The organism is Bilophila sp. T19-St14 (assembly GCF_059728385.1).
This window is the reverse complement of record NZ_BAAGFT010000001.1, coordinates 1,677,760-1,698,497: the sequence shown is the minus strand read 5'-3', so window position 1 is coordinate 1,698,497 and position 20,738 is coordinate 1,677,760. Positions and strand designations below refer to the sequence as shown.

General features: G+C 58.1%; 18 protein-coding genes. 10 read left to right on the top strand and 8 right to left on the bottom strand.

What is annotated here, in order from left to right:
• Nucleotides 1–485: 485 nt before the first annotated feature.
• Genes jag through rpmH form a run of 5 tightly spaced genes read right to left on the bottom strand, consistent with a single transcriptional unit; the run spans nucleotide 486 to nucleotide 4,147 of the window.
• Nucleotides 486–1,679 (bottom strand): RNA-binding cell elongation regulator Jag/EloR, encoded by a 1,194-nt coding sequence (gene jag, locus AC6I1V_RS07325; RefSeq protein WP_308771570.1) that lies wholly within the window; start codon nucleotides 1,677–1,679, stop codon nucleotides 486–488.
• Between the two features lie 24 nt (nucleotides 1,680–1,703).
• The gene (gene yidC, locus AC6I1V_RS07320; RefSeq protein ID WP_486854814.1) at nucleotides 1,704–3,302 is read right to left on the bottom strand and encodes a membrane protein insertase YidC; all 1,599 of its coding nucleotides are present in this window, start codon (nucleotides 3,300–3,302) and stop codon (nucleotides 1,704–1,706) included.
• The gene (gene yidD / locus AC6I1V_RS07315; protein WP_005025021.1) at nucleotides 3,292–3,570 is read right to left on the bottom strand and encodes a membrane protein insertion efficiency factor YidD; all 279 of its coding nucleotides are present in this window, start codon (nucleotides 3,568–3,570) and stop codon (nucleotides 3,292–3,294) included. The genes yidC and yidD overlap by 11 nt, the downstream gene beginning before the upstream one ends.
• Nucleotides 3,567–4,025 carry a ribonuclease P protein component gene (gene rnpA / locus AC6I1V_RS07310; RefSeq protein WP_308771575.1) on the bottom strand — a complete coding sequence of 153 codons (459 nt, stop codon included), beginning with the start codon at nucleotides 4,023–4,025 and terminating at the stop codon, nucleotides 3,567–3,569. The genes yidD and rnpA overlap by 4 nt, the downstream gene beginning before the upstream one ends.
• On the bottom strand, nucleotides 4,013–4,147 hold the full coding sequence (rpmH, locus tag AC6I1V_RS07305; RefSeq protein ID WP_294621242.1) for a 50S ribosomal protein L34: 135 nt from the start codon (nucleotides 4,145–4,147) through the stop codon (nucleotides 4,013–4,015). Before rpmH ends, rnpA begins: the two co-directional genes overlap by 13 nt.
• A 240-nt stretch (nucleotides 4,148–4,387) precedes the next feature.
• Here rpmH and AC6I1V_RS07300 point away from each other — a divergent pair, with 240 nt between their 5' ends.
• Entirely contained in the window at nucleotides 4,388–4,951 is a 564-nt protein-coding gene (locus AC6I1V_RS07300; RefSeq protein ID WP_308771572.1) for a DVU0298 family protein, read from the top strand.
• Nucleotides 4,952–6,461: 1,510 nt separating this feature from the next.
• On the opposite strand, the gene AC6I1V_RS07295 is transcribed toward AC6I1V_RS07300, so the two are convergent.
• Together AC6I1V_RS07295 and AC6I1V_RS07290 are read right to left on the bottom strand one after the other, a co-directional pair.
• Complete coding sequence (locus AC6I1V_RS07295) at nucleotides 6,462–6,971, bottom strand: Spy/CpxP family protein refolding chaperone (RefSeq protein ID WP_302554400.1); 510 nt, start codon at nucleotides 6,969–6,971, stop codon at nucleotides 6,462–6,464.
• A 278-nt stretch (nucleotides 6,972–7,249) separates the two neighbouring features.
• Nucleotides 7,250–7,867, bottom strand: coding sequence for a hypothetical protein (locus AC6I1V_RS07290; RefSeq protein WP_337431590.1), 618 nt, complete (start codon nucleotides 7,865–7,867; stop codon nucleotides 7,250–7,252).
• A gap of 259 nt (nucleotides 7,868–8,126) precedes the next feature.
• Between AC6I1V_RS07290 and AC6I1V_RS07285 the strand changes: the two genes are divergently transcribed.
• The 5 genes from AC6I1V_RS07285 (at nucleotide 8,127) to AC6I1V_RS07265 (ending at nucleotide 14,067) form a co-directional block, all read left to right on the top strand.
• On the top strand, nucleotides 8,127–9,896 hold the full coding sequence (locus AC6I1V_RS07285; RefSeq protein ID WP_302554398.1) for an ATP-binding protein: 1,770 nt from the start codon (nucleotides 8,127–8,129) through the stop codon (nucleotides 9,894–9,896).
• Nucleotides 9,889–10,335, top strand: a complete 447-nt coding sequence (locus AC6I1V_RS07280; RefSeq protein WP_486854430.1) for a hypothetical protein — start codon at nucleotides 9,889–9,891, stop codon at nucleotides 10,333–10,335. The genes AC6I1V_RS07285 and AC6I1V_RS07280 overlap by 8 nt, the downstream gene beginning before the upstream one ends.
• A gap of 940 nt (nucleotides 10,336–11,275) precedes the next feature.
• Entirely contained in the window at nucleotides 11,276–12,655 is a 1,380-nt protein-coding gene (locus AC6I1V_RS07275) for a sigma-54-dependent transcriptional regulator (RefSeq protein ID WP_302554396.1), read from the top strand.
• Nucleotides 12,656–12,727: 72 nt separating this feature from the next.
• Nucleotides 12,728–13,108: a DVU0772 family protein gene (locus tag AC6I1V_RS07270; RefSeq protein WP_302554395.1), complete on the top strand. Its 381-nt coding sequence runs from the start codon at nucleotides 12,728–12,730 to the stop codon at nucleotides 13,106–13,108.
• An 821-nt stretch (nucleotides 13,109–13,929) separates the two neighbouring features.
• Entirely contained in the window at nucleotides 13,930–14,067 is a 138-nt protein-coding gene (locus AC6I1V_RS07265; protein WP_497736953.1) for a hypothetical protein, read from the top strand.
• A 257-nt stretch (nucleotides 14,068–14,324) separates the two neighbouring features.
• Here the strand turns inward: AC6I1V_RS07265 and AC6I1V_RS07260 are convergent, their stop codons facing one another.
• A complete protein-coding gene (locus AC6I1V_RS07260) occupies nucleotides 14,325–14,498 on the bottom strand; it encodes a hypothetical protein (protein WP_486854429.1) in 174 nt (57 codons plus the stop codon).
• 235 nt (nucleotides 14,499–14,733) lie between these two features.
• Between AC6I1V_RS07260 and AC6I1V_RS07255 the strand changes: the two genes are divergently transcribed.
• The 4 genes from AC6I1V_RS07255 to AC6I1V_RS07240 all read left to right on the top strand — a co-directional run bounded on the left by AC6I1V_RS07255 (nucleotide 14,734) and on the right by AC6I1V_RS07240 (nucleotide 20,414).
• Nucleotides 14,734–17,184 carry a mechanosensitive ion channel family protein gene (locus AC6I1V_RS07255; RefSeq protein WP_486854428.1) on the top strand — a complete coding sequence of 817 codons (2,451 nt, stop codon included), beginning with the start codon at nucleotides 14,734–14,736 and terminating at the stop codon, nucleotides 17,182–17,184.
• Entirely contained in the window at nucleotides 17,162–17,947 is a 786-nt protein-coding gene (pgl, locus tag AC6I1V_RS07250) for a 6-phosphogluconolactonase (protein WP_486854427.1), read from the top strand. The genes AC6I1V_RS07255 and pgl overlap by 23 nt, the downstream gene beginning before the upstream one ends.
• Before the next feature lie 633 nt (nucleotides 17,948–18,580).
• A complete protein-coding gene (locus tag AC6I1V_RS07245; RefSeq protein WP_486854426.1) occupies nucleotides 18,581–19,672 on the top strand; it encodes a transglycosylase SLT domain-containing protein in 1,092 nt (363 codons plus the stop codon).
• 199 nt (nucleotides 19,673–19,871) lie between these two features.
• Complete coding sequence (locus AC6I1V_RS07240) at nucleotides 19,872–20,414, top strand: OmpH/Skp family outer membrane protein (protein ID WP_302551423.1); 543 nt, start codon at nucleotides 19,872–19,874, stop codon at nucleotides 20,412–20,414.
• The last annotated feature ends 324 nt before the right edge of the window (nucleotides 20,415–20,738 follow it).

Sequence of the window (20,738 nt, the reverse complement as noted above, 5' to 3'; positions counted from 1 at the left end):
TAGGCCCTGCCAAAGTATGTGATTGTTTCATCTCCACAGTGTGGTGAAAATACGGCCTTTTTCTCCGGCTTTCCCCTTGGCGGAATTCATGACCAAGGCATTTTTCCGTCTATTCATTTGGAACTTCAAGAAAAAAGCATCAACTGCTTTCTACGGCACAGCCTTTTCTTATTGAGGGGGGATGATATTCTGAGACCGCTTTTTTGCCAAGAGCGGCGGATCCGCACGGAGAAGGACGACAGCTTGAAATACGCGATGACACCATTCCAAGAAGGAGCGGATCCGTGCGGGGGAGGACGACAGGAACACCGCCGGGCTTTCCCCGCAGCGCATCCATATCCCCATACAAAAAAAGCGGCTTCACCGAAGCCGTTTTTTCACCCCTGCCTCCATAATGAAAGTTTTAGGAGGAAGGGGATGGGGTTCGGGGAAGGGGAAGGAAGCCCTTTTCCAAAAGGGTTCCTTCCCCTTCCCCGATATGTCTTTTAGTGCCGTTCCTGACGGCGGCGCTGAATGATCACGCGCTTGAGTGGGCCTTCGCCGGAACTGCGGGTCTGCACGTCCGGGGAGTCCTGCAACGTCATGTGCACGAGGCGACGATGGTAGGAGCTCATGGGGCGGGTGGAACAGGGGCGGCCCGTGGCGCGGACACGCTCCGCCAGCGCAAGGGCCAGCTCACGGAGCCGGTCGTCCTGACGTTCGCGGTAGTCGCCCACGTCGAACTGCACGCGGACCGGCGCTTCCATGCGGCGGCTGACGATGCGCGAGGTCAGATACTGAAGCGCCGCCAGCGTCTGCCCTTCACGGCCTATGAGCAGGCCGGAGTCATCGCCGCAGTCCACATGGATGTCCACACGGTTCTCCATGATCTTCACTTCCACAGGCGTTTCACCGAGGATGGAGCTGACGATCCTGGAGGCCACTTCTTGGGAAACGGCGGCGAGCTTTTCCTGATCCAGCTCGGAGAAAGGCTTGGAGGGCAGGCCTTCATTCAGGGCTTCGTCCTGATCGAACTCCAGAGAGCTGTCCCGCAGCACATGCTGTTCCGCCGGAATTCCCATAGGGCGGCGTTCCTGACGCGGCTCGTAGGGAGGGCGAGGCGCGCGCGGACGATCCTGGCGTTCGGGACGATCCGGGCGATCCTGATTGGCCCGGCGTTCGGGACGGGGACGGCGAGGCCGGAAAAAGTCCTCATTCCCTTCGTAGGGGATGCGGGGGCCGTCGCTGCGGCGGGGCCGGCGAGGGGCGCGGGGCTCATCAATGCGGTTGCCGATGGAATCATCGATATACGTTTCCTCATCGGGGAGGATACGGTTGCCGATGGAATCGTCCTCTTCCTCCACGGGGGGAAGGATGCGGTTGCCGATGGAGTCGTCTTCCTCAAGCGGCGGCTTCGGCTCCCGGTTGCCGCGAGGCGGGCGGGAAGCCTGCCCCTGACGGGGCTTAGGGGAGGAGGCGGGCTGCGCATCGCGTGCCAAGAGCGACCCTACGCGGGGCTTGAGCTGTGCGCGGCGGGCGCGGACGATGGCCTTACGCGCCCCGACCAGGCCGAAGATGCCGTTTTTGGCGTCCTGTACGATGTCGATTTCCAGCTTTTCCCGCTGCGCGTCGAAATACGAACAGGCGGCGCGGATCGCTTCGTCAAGGCTTTTGCCTTGGAATTCTTTGAAATCATCCATGAGAACCTCTCCTCGCACAAACCGTTATGCCTTACGCAGCATCCACCACTGCTGCCCGATGGACAGGATGTTGTTGCACAGCCAGTAGATGACCAGACCAGCGGGGAAGTTGATGAACATGACCGTAAAGATGACCGGCATGAACATCATGACCTTCTGCTGGGTGGGATCGCCGGCGGCGGGCGTGAGGCGCTGCTGGAGGAACATGGACGCGCCCATGAGCAGCGGCGTGATGTAGAACGGGTCCGCCGCGGAAAGGTCGGCCAGCCAAGTGATGTCCGTGAAGGGCAGGTATTCGATGAAGGAGGCGTGGCGCAGCTCGATGGAGTTCAGAAGGGCCTGATACAGGCCGATGAACACCGGGATCTGCACAAGGATGGGAAGACAGCCGCCAGCCGGGTTGACCTTGTAGGTCTTGTAGAGCTGCATCATTTCCTTGTTGAGGGCTTCCTTGTCGTCCTTATGCTTTTCGCGGAGCTTCTTCATCATGGGCTGGAGCTTCTTCATCTGTTCCATAGATTTGAAGCTCTTCTGGGACAGGGGCCAGAAGACGACGCGGATACAGAAGGTGAGCATCAGGATGGCGATGCCCCAGTTCCCCACAAAGGAATGGAAGAAGGCCAGAATGGTCAGCAGGGGGCGGGCGATGATCGAGAACATGCCGAAGTTCACGGCCTGCGACAGATGATCGGGAGCCGTGGCCAGCATGGTGCGATCCTTGGGGCCGAACCACCAGTTCACGGCTACGGGCACTTCGCTGCCGTTGGAAGGCGTAAGCAGGTCGGGGCGTTCAAGGGCGAGGCGCCACACGTCGCCCTGCACGCGGCCCTTGAGGGTCAGGTTGTTGGGATCGGCGGGGGCGGTGACGTTCATGAAGTAGTTGCTCATGACGCCGGCCCAGTTGAAGACGCCCTGTTCGATGATGCCCTGTTCGGCGAGGGTGCTCGCGCTCGTTTCTTCCTTAAAGCTTTCGTTGGCGTCCCACGCGAGGCGGGTGGGGTCGTACTTGCCGTTGCTGAACGGGGTAGCGGCGACCGTGAAGCCGAGGCGGACGGTGCGGGGCGTCTGGTCGGCGGAACCCACCAGGACGTTTTCGCTCAACAGGTAGTTGTCGGCGTTGAAGGTAATGACGCGGGTCACGCGGATGCCGTCGACGATGCCGGTGAAGGTCAGGCTGCCCTGTTCCCCGGCCTTGAGGTTCAGGTCGGAACCTTGGAATGACCACTGCCCGGTGCTCCACGAGGGCTGGCCGTTGACGGTCAGGCCGAGGGGGGCGGTCTTGGAAGCTTCCGGCGAAATGAGGTTCACCTTGGGGGAATCGGCATTGATGGTTTCGTCGTAATGCTTCAGCGTAAAGGAGCGGAGGATGCCGCCGCCGGAGTAGATGACGGCGGAATAAAGCGGGGTTTCCACCTTGACGTCGGCACCGGCCGAAGGCGTGAACACAGGCAGGGAAGGCGCGGGCGCGGCAACAGGCTGCGCCGCCGGAGCTGGCGCGGCTTCCTGAGTGGCTACGGGGGGCTGCTGGGGCTGGATCCAGCCCATGTGTTCGGCCAGCGGGGTCCACGCCAAAAGAACGGCGATTGCCAGGGCGATGGCCAAGAAAGTACGTTTATCGTCCATGATGATCCAGTTGCTCCTGATGGCTGAAAGAGGAAGAATGTGGGGGAGGTACGGGATCATAGCCTCCCGAAGACCAGGGGTGACAACGAAGGATGCGCCGCAGGGCGAGCCAACTGCCCTTGAAAATGCCGTGGGTCAGCACAGCCTCTATGGCATAGGCTGAACAGGTGGGATGATAACGGCAGGAAGGTGGAAGCACGGGAGACAGCGTCCACTGGTAGAGACGGATGGGCAGGACCGCCAGACGGCGCAGAGAGAGGCGTTTCACGCCTTGACTCCGGGAGCCGTTTCCGGTTCGAGCCCGCCGGGTGCGGCGATTCCGTCGCGGGAGCTGTCGGGGCAGGCGTTCTGTTCGCGGCGCAACACGACATACCCGCCGATTTCCTTGATCAAGGGAAGGAATTCGCGGGTTGCGGCAGCGAGATCGAGCTGTTCAGGTTTGAGGTGGCGCTTTGGCACGATCACAAGATCCACAGCCGGAGGCAATAGGGCCTGATGCAGCCGGAAACATTCCCGGAGCACTCGTTTGACACGATTCCGCATGACTGCTGTTCCGATTTTCTTGGTGACGGCCATACCGACGCGCCACGGATCACCGGATGCACGAAAACGAACAAACACGACGAAGTGTTTGGAATAAAAACGACGGCCCTCATCATAACAAAGTGTGAAATCGGGCCGCCGGAGCAGTCGATGCCGACGAGGCCGGGTTAAACAGCTAATTGTTTACGCCCCTTGGCGCGGCGGCGACGGATGACGGCGCGACCGCTGGCGGTGCTCATGCGTTCACGGAAACCGTGAGTCCGCGCTCTCTTGATCTTGCTGGGCTGGTAAGTTCTTTTCATGGAAACTCTCCTTGGAAACGTAGATCAGTGACGTATACCTTCTCAGCTTCGGAGAGTCAAGCTCAGACAGAACGCGACGCCGAAACCTGTGAGGATCTTGCCGAATGGCTTGAACGATTTATTCCTTCAAGAGAGGAATTGCAACAGCGATATGAAAAAACGCGGCGGGAATCCGGGACCGGCCGTGTTGCCGCTCCCGCTTTTTGGGGGCATACTCCGCAAAAACGATGAGGTGTTTTCATGCAGCCACGTTTCCGTACCTTAAAGGCGACGATCCGCACTCAACTGCAAGGGCAGGGGTGGGGCGATTTTGCCAAGGAGCTGGACGAAGTCCCCGCCCGTGAGCTGGTGGGCCCTTTGTTTTCCTGTCTGCCCCTCGGCGGCGAAGCGACAGCCCGCGCGGCCTCGGCGCTGGGGAAAGCCGTTTCCCGCATGGCCGACGAACATATTGAGGAGGCCCGCAATGTTGTCCGGCGTCTGATGTGGCACATGAACGAGGAATCCGGCAACATCGGCTGGGGCATCCCCGAAGCCTTTGCCGAGATCCTCGCCCAGCACCGCCGCCTTGGGGACGAGTTTTACCCCATCCTCAATTCCTACATCATCAACACGGGCAAGGACGACAATTTCTGTGACAACAACGTATTGCGCCGTTCCTGCTTCCGTGCCGTAGAACATTTCGCGCTGGCCCGGCCCGATCTTGCGCCCAAAGCCAGAGGGCCGCTTCAGGCCGGTTTGCGCGACGAAGATCCCGTTTGCCGTGAAATCGCCAAGGAAGCGCTGGGCAAGATCGGCATGTTTTAGGGGATGGGTAGGTGAATGGAAATTGGAGGGGGGGAGGGGAACCTTTCTGGAGAAAGGTTCCCCTCCCCCCTCCAAACCTCCCCTCTCCCTTCCAAAGACTTTCGGCTTTATCGAATCCCTCTTGTAAGGGCGTTCGGATGAAAGACGGCTTTCCTTTGTAGGGGAAGCCGTTTTTTTATGGTTCTGCCATATAAGCGATAGATATTTCCTGAAGACTGGTTAGAGTAAGCGGTTTCTATTTTAGGCCCTGTCATAGTGTGTGATTGTTTAATTGCTGCAATATAATGAAAATACAGGCTTTTTCCCCGTTTTGCTGAGAGGCTCCATGATTGGGGATATTGCGGCGGAGAAGGTTTCATTTTGGTTGTTCTTTTGGCTGTGTTATAGAAAATGGCTGATGCTTTTTTCCTTGAAGCTCCAAAGGGATAACCGACAAAATGCCTTATCCGTGGCTCCCGCCAAGGGGAAAACTGGAAAAAGGCTGTATTTTCACCGTACTGTGGAGATGAAACAACCACATACTATAACAGAACCTTGTTTAATTGCTGCAAGATAGTGAAAATACAGGCTTTTTACCCGTTTTGCTGAGAGGCTTCATGATTGGGGATATTGCGGCGGAGAAGGTTGCATTTTGGTTATTTTTTGGGGCTGTGTTATAGAAAACGGTTGATGCTTTTTTCCTTGAAGCTCCGAAGGGATAACCGACAAAATGCCTTATCCGCGGCTCCCGCCAAGGGGAAAACCGGAGAAAAAGGCTGTATTTTCATCGCACTGTGGAGATGAAACAACCATAAACTATAACAGAGCCATTCTTTTTGAATTGGCGGTGTCATAGAAAACAGTTAATGCTGTATTTCCTTGAAATTCCAAATAAATAACCAATAAAATCCCCCAATCACAGAGTCCACCAGTGGAAATTTTTGAGAAAAAGCATATATTTCAGTATATTACTGAATCAAAACAACCAAATACCATGACACAGCCTTTGAATTTCAAGAAATGAAGCATCAACCGTTTTCTATGACATAGCCTTTAAATTTCAGATAGTTGAAATGCGGTTTTCATTGCAGAAGTAAACAGCTCTTTCAAGGGAGGCCCTTTTGCCAACCGGAAAACTGGGAGGAGGGATTCGATAAGGTTGAAAGTCTTTGGGGGAGAAGGGGAGGGGTTCGGGGAGGGGAAGAGGGGGCTTTCTTCAGAAAGTCCCCTCTTCCCCTCCCCGATTTTTCCTTCCGCCGCACAAAAGAGCAGCGCCCCGGAGGAGGAGACGGGGCGCTGCGGAGGAAGGAGGAGGATACAGTTTCTGTAAGGAGGAGGATGACTTTGCCATTGAACGAACAGACTCAGCTAGGCACCTGTGAAACGGTCAGGTGGAACCGGTCGTTCAAAGTTGTAGAAGGCTCTCGTATATATAAACGGCTATGCCGATTGTTGTTTCCCCTGACTGGATGGGAGTCAGGGTTTTTCGCCGCTGGAAAGGGAGACTGACCAACGGCAGGAGGGGGGCTTGTTATTCGTTTGCCGGGGCTTCCGCTCCGGGCTGTGGGCCGTCGGGCATGACGGTCATCCCTGTTGCGGGGCATCGGCGGGGCCGTTCAACCGGGCACCCCGGCCCCTTGCCTTGAAATACATTGATGCCGACTTCCTTAGCAATCCTGTCTGCCATCATGCCGCGTTCCTTGGCAAATTCATTGCGGAGCGCCACGAGTTCTTCCGTGGCCCTGCCGATGGCCTTCGGGTCAGGAGTGGGGCTGTTGCCGAGCGTGCGCAATTCAATGTACTTGGCCGCGAGCTTGTCCCGCAGCGGCGCGGTCTTGTCGGCGAAATCCTTCATGATGGCGTCGTACTGCGCTTTCTTTTCCTGTGTGAGCGCTTGGTAAACACAGTCTTGATACGACCTCTGCTGTCTCCAGTGGCCGTGGTGCCCGTCGTGGGGCGCTGCCAGCGCCTGTCCGGCAATCCCGCCCGCCGCGAGGAAAGCGGCAAGGGCTACGGCGACAGAGGCTTTATTGAGGTTCATTGAGGTTCTCCTAAAAGGTGTTTTGTTCGTCACTCTTGCCTAAGCTATAGCAATGCTCGTGCCAAATATTTTAAGTATTCGATTTTATATGTAATCATTAATATAACGCTTCTGGTAGGCTTCCCGTTGTCCTGAAAAGCTGTATAGAATTTGGACAGGGATATTTGACAGTGTATAAGAATCACACAGGGAAAAGCCCGGATGCGCGGAGGTGGCTAAAAAAGAGACAGCCACACTCCTTTCGGGAGCATGGCTGCCACGGGAACGGCGGGATGGAATCACTCCACGCTTTGCTCGTTGAGGGGTTGTGGGTTCAGATCTTCTATTTTGGTGCCGCGCACGCGGGTGCCCCAGCCGGGATTGAACCCGGCGAGCTTTTCCATTTGTGCGGAAATGCGCTGCAATTCCCGTATGGCCTCGGTACGCAGGCGGATGAGCTTGCGCCCGATGACGGCGAGGGCGTCAGGGGGGGTGTCGGACGCGAAAGAAAGGTTATGAAGTTCCGTAAGCGTTTGACGCAGTTGGATATGAATGACCGTAAGACAGGGTTCGGCCTCGCGCATGATGGCGAGTGCGGCCTGCTGCTGTTCGGGGGTGAGGTTTTGAGGCAGCGGCATGGCGAACAGGCGGCTGTCGAACCGGCTGCCGTCATGGGCCTGCTGCGGGGCGAGGGCCGGGCATTTGGAAGGCGCATCAGGAGAGAAGCCGGGGAAAGCCTCCGGCATCCGGGAAGGGGGCAGCCCTTTCGGAGCCTGCCGCGGCTGGCCTTCGTGAACCCCGGAAGAGGCGTCCTCAGCGAACGCCTTGTCGGGACAGCTCAAAACAGAGAGCGCAACCCCCAGTACAATCAGGTAAAACAGCGGCAGACAGAATCTGTTTTCTGTATATATCTGCATGAAGCCCCTTTCGCTTTTTGGGTGGCAATGAATGACAGGTATGGGTATGGCCAGGAAGCATCCTGAGCCAGAATCTGCACAGTATGACATGTACGTGAGCTTTGAAGGGCTCGTCAATAGCCGTAAAAATTGCAAAAAGCATACCACGCGTTAGGACGGCGGATCGCCGCAGGCCCGTCCCGTGCCGGGTGGTTGGAGCGTTTTTTGCTTCGTTCCGGCAGTGTTTTTTGCGCATTGCCTTAAAGGAATATCCGTATCCATGCAGACGACAGGACTTTTCTCCTCCTCCCCGCAGCAGGCCAAAGTCGGCGGCGGAAACTCGCTGATAGGGACGCTCGGCGCCGCACTGGTGCTCGTTTTCGGCGTCGTGCTCCTTACGGGGCTTTCGCTCGACCGCACGCAGACGGCTATGGTTCGTTTCCTTGCGGAAAAGGGCGTGGCGCTGGTCACGGCGCTGGAAAGCGGCGTCCGATCCGGGACCCGTTCGCGGACGGGCATCCGGTTGCAGTACCTTGTCGAAGAATTGGCGGATCGGCCCGACGTGCGCTTTATCGCGGTGACCATGCCGGATGGGACTATCCTCGCGCACAGCAACCCGGTGCGGGTGGGGGAAGTGCTGAATACCCGCGGCGGCAGGGAACTCGGCGCGGAGACAATCGCGGCGCTGCGCCCATCGGGAAACCCTTCATGGGCGATCATAGATATGGAAGGCTCACGGGCGTTCGTGGTCTTCAAGACATTCCACCCCAAGATAAAAGGCGGGGGGAGGCGGGATGAACCGGCGGCAGGGCCGCTGCCCTACGTCTTTCTCGGCCTTGACCTTGCCCCGCTCGAAGTGGCGCAGGCTCAGAACCGGGAGCGCGCCGTCCTGCTGGGGGCGGGGGTGCTGCTGGCGGGTATGCTGGCCTTGCTTGGCCTGCACGCCGTGGAGCGGGTTCGTTCGTCCCGGCGCGGGCAGCGGGTGGCTGAAGCGTTGGCTGAAGAGCTGGCCGTAACGCTTCCGGACGGGCTGGTCGTTTTCGACGCCAAGGGACGGATCACCCGGATGAACAAGGCGGCGCTGGCCCTGCTCGGCATGGAAGCCCCGGCGGAGGGCAAGGCGTTCTTGGGCCGGAAACCGGCGGACGTGCTCCCTTCGGCGCTGGCGGAACTGGCGGCGAAACTGTTGCGGGAACCTGTGCTGCCGGATACGGAAATCGTCCTGCGGCACGGAGAGGAGCAGCAATATCTTTCGGTACGCGGCGGGCACGTCAACGAAGGCTATGAAGGCCGCCTCGGTTCGCTCATGTTCCTGCGTGACCTTACGGAAGTCCGCCGCCTTGAGGCGGAAGTCCGCCGCAGGGAAAAGCTCGCCGCCGTGGGCAACCTTGCCGCGGGCGTCGCCCACGAGCTGCGCAACCCGCTCAGCTCCATCAAGGGATACGCGACGTATTTCGGGGGGCGGTTCCCTGAAGGCAGCGCGGATCGGGAAGCTGCACAGGTTATGGTCAAAGAGGTGGAACGCCTCAACCGGGCCATCGGCGATCTGATAGGGCTTTCGCGCCCCACGGACATCCGCCCGCGCATGACCGGGATGCGGCGTCTGGTTGAAGACACGCTCCGGCTCATCGGGCAGGACGCCGCCAACCACAAGGTTGGCATACGGTTCGACGCGCCCGATGTGCTGCCGGATGTGGCCATCGATCCCGACAGGATGCGTCAGGTGATCCTGAACCTGTGCCTGAACGGGCTTGAAGCCATGCCGGACGGCGGCGAACTGTCCCTGTCGCTGCATCCCGAACCCGATGCCCTGCGCCTCGAAATCCGGGATACCGGGATGGGCATCGCGCCGGAGGCGTTGCCGCATATTTTCGATCCCTATTTCACCACGAAGGGGCAGGGGACTGGGCTCGGCCTTGCCACGGTACACAAGATCATGGAGGCCCACGGCGGGAGCATTTCCGTCACTTCCGAGCCGGGGCAGGGCGCCGTATTCCGTCTGCTCCTGCCCTTGGGCGGTGAGGCCGGGAAGGTTCACGGGCATGAATGAGCGGACGCGGAAAACGTTGGGAAGAAAGGCGGGCACCGTGAGGATTCCCGCTTGTTTCCTCGTTTCCGCGGGACATTTGAGAAAGGTTCTGTCATCGGATTTGATTGTTTTATATCCGCAACATACTCAAAATACATTTTATCCGGTTTCCCGCCGGAAAGTTTCATGGCTGGGGGATTTTGCTGGTCGTCTGTTGGGGGGCACGAAAGAACAATGGCCCTGTCATGGTATGTGGTTGCTTCATCTCCAAAGTGCGGTGAAAATACAGCCTTTTTCTCCGGTTTTCCTTTTGGAGGAATACAGGGCTAAGGCGTTTTGCCGGTTAATCCTTTGGAACTTCAAGGAAAAAGCATCAACCATTTTCATGGCACAGCCTAAAATATTCATTACTTGCTGCGGCACAATCTTGGGAAAAGGGCTGACGATTGGGGCGGCATGACTATTATTGGATTGCAGGAACGGCTTCGGCTGTGCAGGGCATGGGGTACGCGTTCCGTCCGGGGGCAATCTCCGCTTATGGCGGGAAAGGGCCTTGTCACGCCTCCCTGCGTACTCCGATAGGGCCCGCCCCGCGTATGGGGAGCTTTTCAGAAGGATAAGACGAGCCTTCCCTGTTGTTGGGGTTCGCTCCGCGTATGGGGAAGTTTTCCGATGCATGGGTTACGTCATGCCTTCGCTTCGGGCCCGCCCTGCCCGTGTGGGGAGTTTTGAAAACAGTGCGTTCAGGTTCGGGCCGTTGTCGGATTGCCCCGCTCATGTGGGGATATGTTCGGTTGCCGGAGCCTGCGCACTGTGGGCATTGGGCTCTTCTCGCCTGTGTGAGGAAGTTGGGACTGAGCCCCACGGATCTGCCGCTGCATGGGGGCTCTCCCCGTCCGTGTGGGGAAGTTTCGTACAGTGGAACATCTTCGGAGTTTTCACGAGGGAGCACCTCACTCGTATGGGAAAGTTCGGGGAAAATGTCCCCGACGCCGTCCGCATCGGGGGGGCTCCCCCCCATGTGGGGAAGTTGGGCAGGACGAAGCGAGGCCAGTTTTCGGTCCGGGATGCTCTCCGCCCATGTGGGGGAGTATGCTATATAGAGCCTAACAAATTGGTGCTCTCCGCCCATGTGGGGAGGTTTTTGAACGGGTTTCCCTCCACGCCGGATGCGTTGGCTGTTCCGTTCGTGTGGGGATGTTTTGCCGTGGGAGCGGTGGAGCCGCCGTCAAGGGGATTATCCCGCCCACGGCGGGGAAGGATGGGGGAGACGGGTATCGTATCGCCGCCGGGAGGTATCCGGCGGGTACGGCATCGGCGGTGCCGGGGAGTCCGGGAAACCCCTTTTTCGGAAGGTCAGCCTGCCGGATTTATTGCCGCCGGAGGCGAGGAGGTATGAGATGGGCACGCCACCTACCATATTGATTGTGGACGACGACAGTTCCCACCGGGCGATGCTGCGGACGGTGCTCAGGGGGTGGGGATATGCCACGGATGAGGCCGACGACGGGGATACCGCCGTGGAAAAAGTCAAGGAACGGGCTTACGACGCCGTGCTTTCGGATGTGCGCATGGCCCGCATGGACGGCATTTCTGCCATCCGGGAAATTTTGCATCATAATCCCTCGATTCCGGTTCTGGTCATGACCGCATGGCAGTCCGTGGAAACCGCTGTGGCGGCGTTGCGGCTCGGTGCGTATGACTATCTGGAAAAGCCGCTGGATTTCGATCTGCTGCACCTCACGCTGGAACGGGCGCTCGATCATACCCGGCTGGCGGCTGAGAACCGGGAACTGAGGGAATATATCCGTGAAAACCCCTCCGGCCTTCTCGGACGCAGCCCGCGTATGCGCGAACTTATTGAGATGGTGAATACGGTCGCGCCCACCGAGGCGACCGTCCTGATTACCGGGGAGTCGGGGACGGGCAAGGAACGGGTCGCCCGCGCCATTCAGGAGGCCAGTGCCCGGAAAGGCAAGGCGTTCGTCACCGTCAACTGTGCGGCCCTCAATGAATCCCTGCTGGAGTCCGAACTGTTCGGGCACGAGAAGGGCGCGTTCACAGGGGCGGACAAGCGCCGGGAAGGGCGGTTCAGCCAGGCAGACGGCGGCACGCTGTTCCTTGATGAGATCGGTGAATTGCCCCTCCTGCTTCAGGCAAAGCTTCTGCGGGCCCTCCAGCAGGGGGAAGTCCAGCGCGTGGGCAGCGATACGCCCATCATCGTGGATGTGCGGGTCATTGCCGCGACCAACCGCAACCTGCGCGAGGAAGTCAGCGAAGGGCGTTTCCGTGAAGATCTTTACTATCGGCTCAACGTGATCGGCGTGGAAGTGCCCTCCCTGCGGGAACGCCGTGAGGACATCCCTGTGCTCGCCACGGCTTTTCTGGAGCGTTTTGCGCTGGCAAACCGCAAGGAGATCAAGGGGTTCACGCCGCAGGCGATGGATGCGCTGCTCAAGTATTCCTGGCCCGGCAACGTGCGCGAACTGGAGAACGCCGTGGAGCGGGCGGCTATCCTCTGCCTTGGGGAGTATATTTCCGAACGTGAGCTGCCTATGGCGGTATCCTCCGCGCTCAAGAACGGTGACGCCCCCGCGCTTGCCGAGCTGCAGGGGACGGCAGGCGTGGAGCCTGTCAGCATGACGCTGGATGAGATGGAACGCGCGGCCATCCTGAGGACGCTTCAGGATACGGGGGACAATAAGAGCGAGGCCGCCCGCCGGCTTGGGATCACGCGGGCGACGCTGCACAATAAATTACGGAGATATGACATGGAGTAGTTGACAAGAATAGTAATGGATACTATTAATAGGTCAACGCAACTCAATGTCATCAGCAAAGGTGGATTGGATATGAATACAGCGCACCTTTCCTCTACGAAAAATACATCTCCATTGGCGGCGTTTGCCGACCAGCAGATTGATTGGAACCTGACGCCTGAAATGGCGGTGACCCTCTATCTGGAGTGGGGCAATAACGACTGGCGTTCCGAGCATCCCCCGGTTCGTTCCAAGAGCGACGTAGCCACCTATTTTGTCGTGGATGCGTGGCAGGAGCCTTTAAGGGTACGGCTTGTGCGCCGCAATTCCGAATCGGCGGACGATCTGGTGACCGTTCCCCTGCCGGAGCCGTTGGCAAAAGCGTTCCGGGACGAGTACGGTTCCCTCAAGGGCGTCTTTGAGCCCATGCCGGTCATTAAGGACTGGCTCAAAAAGGAGCTTGGTCAGGCTTAATCCAGGAGGAGCGTGGGAACAGTGACGTTCGCCTAGCAGCTTGTCCGTGGGGCACCTCCCCTGGCCCCGGCGGTTTCCCAATCCTTCCGTTTTCCTCAATCAAGAAGGTATCCCGTTTTCAAATGCAGTATGTTCCGGTGCGCGGGTGGCGCATCGGCACGCCTCCGAAGCCCCCAAAGGCAGCAGTGCCCGCGGGGGTTTTGTTTTGGGAGGTGGTGTTGGGGAGAAGTGTTGTGGAGAAAAGCATTGGGGAAGGGAGGGAGGCCCCTTCTGGAGAAGGGGCCTCCCTCCCTTCCCCAAACCCCATCCCACCCACCCCGAAGACTTTTGACTGGTGGGGAGGCCGCGCGGCAGGAGTTCCGTTGGATATGGGGCGGGGAAAATGCCTCTGCTACGGAGTCCGCGCAGCGCGAGGCGTTCGGCTGGGTGCTGGGCAGGGGAAACAAAGGATCGCATGTCGTGCTAAAAAGGGCTGTGAGGGCTGATGCCCCTAGGTTGTGTCGTTAATTATATAATATATTGAAAATGTTTAATTATTTTGAGCTGCAAAAAAGATTGTTTTCAATAATTTTAAACAATTATATGTAAAACGACGACACGATCTAGTTACCCCTTTGGAGTTTTGAGAAATAAAACGCCAATCATTTCTTATGGCATAGCCTTTCGTAATCTGGTTTTGTGGACAACCTTTATGAAAAGGCCATCCACGGAAAAGCGAAACTTTTCGGCAGGCAAGGTACAAGGCAACTCTTGTATGAAGCTGGACATGCCGCAAGATTGCGGTAGCCGTCAGCGGATTTTGTCGCTTAGGGAGAGCCGCCGTGGTTTCGTTGGCTGGCCACAGCATCATCAACGGCAGTCTTCATCCGTACGCCGCTGAAGCGGCAACGGCTGAAACAATGCTGGCCTCGCAACGCCGCAGGACGGAAAACGCGGCTTTGCAGCAGGCTGATTCATGAGGGCGGTCAGGTTCCCCGCCGGAAACACTTTGACGGAAGGGAAGCCTTTCGTTCTTCTTCTTCTTCTTCTTCTTTTCCTTTTTTGTTGGCTGTCTCATAGAAAATGGTTGATACTTTTCTCTTTGAAGTTCCAAAAGGATAACCAACAAAATGTTTTAGCTATGGATTCCGTCAATGGAAAAACAGGATAAAAAGGTTATATTTTTCAGCATGTTGTGGAGATAAAACAACCACATACTATGACAGAGCCTTTTTGTTTAGGCTGTGCCATAGAAAGTGGTTGATGTTTTTCCTTGAAGTTTCAAAGGAATAACCAGCAAAGCGCCTTGGATTCCGCCAAAGGGAAAGCTGGAGAAAAAGGCTGTATTTTCAGCGCACTGTGGAGATGAAACAACCACATTATGATAAAACCTTTGTTTATAGCCTTCCATAGCGTCCCTTTCTCAAACAAGGGGAAAAGCTGCGAAGAGGGATTCGATAAGGCCGAAAGTCTTTGGGGGATGGGGGTGGGGTTCGGGGAGGGGGAAGGGGGCTTTCTTCAGAAAGGCCCCTTCCCCCTCCCCGATTCTCTTCCCCCCTCACATTCTCAGTGGTTGCCGAGCGGAAGGATAGCAGGGTATGTTCCGGGAACGTCGAACATACTCTAGCCGAACGGAACGCCGCTGTATGAATGCTCTCCGACTTGTTTCCCTGTTTCTTTGCCTGAGCCTTTCCCTGCCTTGCATCGCTTTTGCCGATGCCGCTCCCGTATCCGGGCAGAAAACGGATGCGCCCGCGAGCGCGCCGAAACCTGCGCCCGATCCGACGCAGGATGTCTGGAATACGCTGCTCCAAAACCGGGTGGAGGAACTTGGGGCCATTGACGCGGAAACCGTGGCCTTGACCAAACGCCTGCCGGACGCTTCCCGTAACCTGAATGAGGCGCTCAACAGCATTGAGGAAGAGTACCAGCGGCTTATGACGCTTTCCCGCGTGAGCAGGGGGTTGCCGCTGGAGTTGTCCGTCGTCCAGCAGCGGCTGGCACGGCTGAACGAGAAGCTCTCGGATGTGCTGGAACCGCTGGAAGGCACGCTGAACACGCTGAAAGGCAGGCTCAGTGAAATTTCCCTTCTGGAGCAGGATTCCACCCCATCGAAGGATGAAACGGATATTTCCCCGGAGCTGCGGGCTTTTTTGAGCGATCTTGCGCAGACGCAGGGGCGGCTGAATACGGTTCAGATCCGCATCAGCCGCGTACTCGCGCCCGCCCGCAAACTTCAGGAAAACATCACATCCCTGACCGGGCGGGTTGCCAAGTCCATTCCCGGACTGTGGCAGGATTATTATCTCCAGCGTTCGGGCAAGATTTACGATGTGGATTCATGGCTTAATATCCAGAAAAGCATCAATGCGCTGCAGGAAACTTTCTCCGTCCGCATGAACGCGGAACTGCCGTGGACCCTCGCCGGGTGGCTTGGCGTCATACTGCGCGCGATCGTGTTTATCCTGCCCCTGCACGGCCTTATTTTCATATCGCGCCGCATGTCGAGGACATGGCCCGAATCCCTGCGCACGGGATGGGCCAAGATGTGCGGGCACAGCTTCATCTGGCTGTCCTTTGGCTTCACGTTCCATTTTGCGGCATGGTCTCCGAGCGGCTCGTACCATGTCCTGTCCATCATCGGCACGCTGCTCCTGAGCCTTGGGCAGATGGCGCTTGCATGGGACTTATACACATTCCAGCGGAACGATCTTCAGTTGCGCTCACCGTTGTGGCCGTTGTTCACCCCCTTGCTCGGCGGGCTTCTCCTCCTGTTTTTCAATTTACCCGGCCCGATCCTTGGCGGCATCTGGCTGCTGATGTCGCTTGCCACGCTCTGGCGCGACTACAAGCGCCCCTTGCCGGATATCCCGTTCCCGCTGGTCATCAATCTTTTGAAAGGGCAGTCCTTTATCCTCTGGATTGCCGTGCTCATGACCCTGATTGGATGGGGGAGGCTGTCGATTCTGGTATGCGTGGCGTATGCGGCTGTGGCCGTGTGCGTACAGCAGGCCGTTGGCTTTATGCGGCTCATGAACGTCATTGCCGAGCACATGCCGCAGGAAGGGGTGAAGGCTTTGTTCAGCGGGTTCCTGCTGGCTTTGGCGCTTCCCGCCATGCTCGTGCTGGCGACGGCGGCAACGGGGCTCTGGATTTTGGCCTACCCCGGCGGCGAGTTTCTGCTGACGCACCTGGCGAACATGGACGTGAGCGTGGGCAAGACTTCATTCAGCATGCTTCAGGTGCTGTTCATCGTCAGCGCGTTCTACGTGACCCGCTCTTTCATTTCGGTGGGGAGGTCGTTCATTGCGGATCTGCCCGCGCACTCCATGCGCCTTGACCGCAGCCTTGTGGGGCCGATTCAGGCCGGGTTCACGTATCTCCTGTGGGGCTTGTTCGGTTTATATACCCTGAGCGCGCTTGGGTTCAGCCTGACCAGCATCGCGGTGGTCGCCGGCGGCTTGTCCGTAGGCATCGGCTTTGGCCTCCAGAACATCATCAACAACTTCGTCAGCGGGCTTCTGGTCATCTTCGGGCAGACCCTGCGCGAAGGCGACGTCATTGACGTGGGCGGCGTCACCGGCATCGTCCGGCGCATCAATATCCGTTCCACGCAGGTGGAGACGTTCGACAATGCCGTCATCTTCGTGCCTAATGCGGAGTTCCTGTCCGGCAAGCTCACCAACTGGACGCGCAACGGGCGTATGGTTCGGCAGGAGGTCGCTGTGGGCGTGGCCTACGGGTCGGATATCCAGCTCGTCGAGGAACTGCTCAAGCAGGTGGCGAAGGAGCACCAGAAGGTTCTGGCCTATCCGGAACCGGTGGTTCTGTTTAACGATTTCGCGGCCAGTTCGCTGGATTTCCGGCTGCGCTTCTGGGTGGGGGACATTCTGCACGGCAGCGGCATAGCCTCGGACATCCGAAAAGCCATTGACGCCAAGTTCGCTGAGGCCAACATTGAAATCTCTTTCCCGCAAATGGATGTCCACCTGCGCGAGAACGAAACCGTGCCCGTGGAACTGCGCAGCCCCCGCAAGGCGAAAGAGCCGACACTACAGCAAGAGGACAAGAACGATGCTCCAGAACAAAACGGATAATCCATTGGATGGGCTTCACCTTGAAACGTATGTCCGGGCCGATGCGGACGGCGTGGCGTCATGCGCCGCCGGGTTGCTGGCCGCCCGCTGTGCGGAGGCCGTATCCCGGCGCGGCGTCTTCACGCTGGCCCTGTCGGGAGGCTCCACGCCGTTGGCGTTGTTCCGGCTGCTGCGCACGGAGGCGTGGGCGGAGCGGATCGACTGGGCGCACACCCGCGTTTTCTGGGTGGATGAACGCTGTGTTGCCCCGGAACATCCCGCAAGCAATTACGGTGCGGCCAATCAGGAATTGCTGGCGCATGTCCCGGCGGCGGCAATCTATCCGATGGACGGCGAGATCGATCCCGGTGAGTCCGCCGTGGCTTATGAGGAAATTTTGCGGCGGCACGTTCCGGCGGAAGGGGGGAGGCCCCGTCTTGATTGCGCCCTGCTCGGCATGGGGGATGACGGGCATACCGCTTCGCTGTTCCCCGGCAGCCCGCTGCTGGCGCCCGATGCGCTGCGTTCGGGCCGCCTGACCGGGGCCGCCGTAGCTGAACATCTGGCCCCCAAGCCGGAGAGCCGCCGCATCACGTTGACGCTGGAGATGATCAACGCGTCCCGTTGCTGCCTGTATTTGGTGACGGGGGCGGGGAAGCGTCCTCCGCTCGGCAAGGCGCTGGATCTGCTGGCGCCCGCCTCTTTGCCCGTGCAGCTTGTGCGGCCGAAAGGAGGCGAGCTGATCTGGGTCATGGACGAAGCCGCCTGCGGAGGACGGCAGTAGCAGGTGGGCTGCGGAGGGGGGTCGCCCGGAAAAGGTTTTCGTGGAGCGGAAGCCGTCGGGTGGGAACATTTCCGTATTGTCCCGGATTCTGCGGAAGGACACATGATAATTTATGTAAAGAAAATTATTCTTATTAACGTATAAAATATTATACCATTAGAGTGGATATTTTTGATTAAAGTACAAATAATGATACCAAAAAAGGTTTTTACCCGGTAAAAAGAGCCGTCTTCGGCTTGCCCTCCCGCATCTCGCCTTTTGGAGGCGCGCGGGGATCTGCCGTGCGCCTTGTCCTGTTTGGAAGGGCGATCCGGTTTTCGTCCGAAACTTCTTGATGGGGGGAGCCTCAAAAACGGCTTGGCGCCTCACTTCTCGCCCTATAGGGCGGAAATGGCTTTCGGCCCCTTTTCCGTGAGGAAAAGGGGCTTTTTTTGTGGGGCCCGTTCATAGGGTGCGCAGAACGCCCAAACCTTCCAGATCTTCTTTTTCTATCTAGGAAGGGTTCTGGCACGCTCTTTGCTATAACCTTATGGCGCGCCCTATGAGCTGGAAAGATGCTTTTTTTCCGGCTGGACCCAAACAGTCGAGGATAGTTTTTTTATGCGTAACCCATTGGCAGGATATGCTGTTTCTGTGACAGGCACGTTGGCCCTGCTTGCCCTTGTGACGGGTTTTGTGCCCGGAGGAGGCAATCAGAGCCTTGAGCCCGCCACCGGAGCGACCAGCCGGGCCAAAGGGGAAAACCCTCTGCCCCGCCCGCTGCTTCATATTCCTGAGCAGTTTCGGGAAGCCATGAAGCAGAATCTTCCTTCAACGTCCTCTGCCGCTTCCGAGGGCCGTTTTCCGGTTCTGGAGGTGCAGAGCGACGGTACGGTGACCATGCGCCCGCTGCACGGGAGCATCCCGGTCAAGCTGGAAACGACCAGCACGTCCCTTGCGGCGATGCTTGCTTCCGCCCCAACGGAACCCCGGCAGGCCGATTTCGTTCCCAGTGCGGAACTGTTTTCCAATATGCCCCGCGTCAATCAGGCGGAAACCGCCCATCTTGACGTGTTGGGCAAACAGATGGACTTTGATGATCTGCCCCTGCGCTGGAACGGCAGCCAGCAGGCTTTCGAGCTGGCCCCCGAAGTCCTTGAGCGTACGGAAAAATTGCTTGGCGAATTGCGGCAGCTTTCCGGGCTGACCGCCTCCATGCGCCGGCAGGCCGAGCAGTACCGCCCGGTCGTGGAGAAATATGCCGACCGTTATAATCTTTCGCCTGATTTGATATTCGCGATTATCTACACCGAAAGCGATTTCGACCCTGATCTGATCAGCAACCGTTCGGCGCATGGCCTCATGCAGGTGGTGCCGAATACGGCCGGCGGCGAAGTGCACCGCTGGCTCGGACGCACCGGCAAGCCGTCCCCTTCGCTGCTGCTGCACCCTGAGACGAACATCAAGTACGGCACGGCGTATATGTATCTTTTGCAGAACCGGCACCTGACCGCGATCGCCGATCCCAAATCCAGAGAGTACTGTGCCATCGCCGCCTATAATATCGGTACAGGCGGCATGCTGCGGACATTCGGCAAGTCGCGTGACGCCGCCTTTGAAGCCATCAATGCCATGACGCCGGAACAGGTGCGGGATACGCTCCTTGAGAAGCTTTCCTCGCGGGAAACCAAGGCGTTCCTTGCCAAGGTGCTGAAGTCGCGCGAGCGTTTTTCCATGATGGGCTGATGGCCCTTTCCCTGCGCAGGCTGTTTTTCCTCCATGCCGGAAAGCCGACGGGATCGCCCCGCGATCCCGTCTTTTGCTGTGGATTGTGGCTTGTGGGGAAAAAAGGTAAGATGATCATTTGGACGGAACCTTTCCTATGGGAAAGAACCCCAGTCGCCGGGTTGCGGCGACGTTGAACCTCTTTGCGAATGGAGTTTCCATGCGTACTATCAGCGCTATCGCTCTGTGCCTCATGCTCGTATTTGCGACGACCGGCTGCGCCGCCAGCAAAATCGCCGTGGTCGATCCGGCCCGCCTTTTTCAGGAAAGCGAACCCGGCAAGGCCGGCATTGAGCACCTGAAGCAGCTTGAAGCCGCCATGCAGGAACAGCTCAAGACGGCTCAGGGCATGATCGAAAAGGCCCCCAATGACGAAGCCCTCCGCGCCCGTTTCCAGAAGACCTTTGTCGGCTACCAGCAGATCGTCAATGCCGAACAGCAGAAGGTCGTGCAGCAGATCAACGGCTTGATGCAGAAGACCCTCGAAGACTTCCGCACCAAGAAGAACTACTCGGTCATCATGAATGCCGAAAGCCTGCTCGCGTTCGATCCCAAGTCCGATGTGACCAAAGAAGTGATCGCCGAAATGGACAAGACTAAGGTGACCTTCGCGCCCGTCAAGCTGGAGCCCATCACCGCCGCCCCGAAGGCCGACGACAAGGCCGCTCCGAAGGCTGACGCCAAGCCTGAAGCCAAGAAGTAGGCGGGGAGAGAACCGGGGGAGGAAAACCCTTCTGAAGAAGGGGTATTCCTCCCCCGGACCCCCTCCTTTCCCAAGACTTTCAACTGATGGGGAGGCTGCGCGTCGGCTTTCCCGCCGAAATGAAAAGGCCCATTCCTGCATTTGCGGGATGGGCCTTTTCTTATGGCTGCATTTGAGGAGGGATGTTTGTGGGAGAGGATGGAGCGTTTTCACGATGAAAATATTCTTCCGACTGCGTGAAGCGGGCGGCCGCTGCGAAGGCATAAGCACACTGTGTTTGCGCTGTTCAATGCCGGAGCAAACGTACCTTAAATTTTAGGCTCT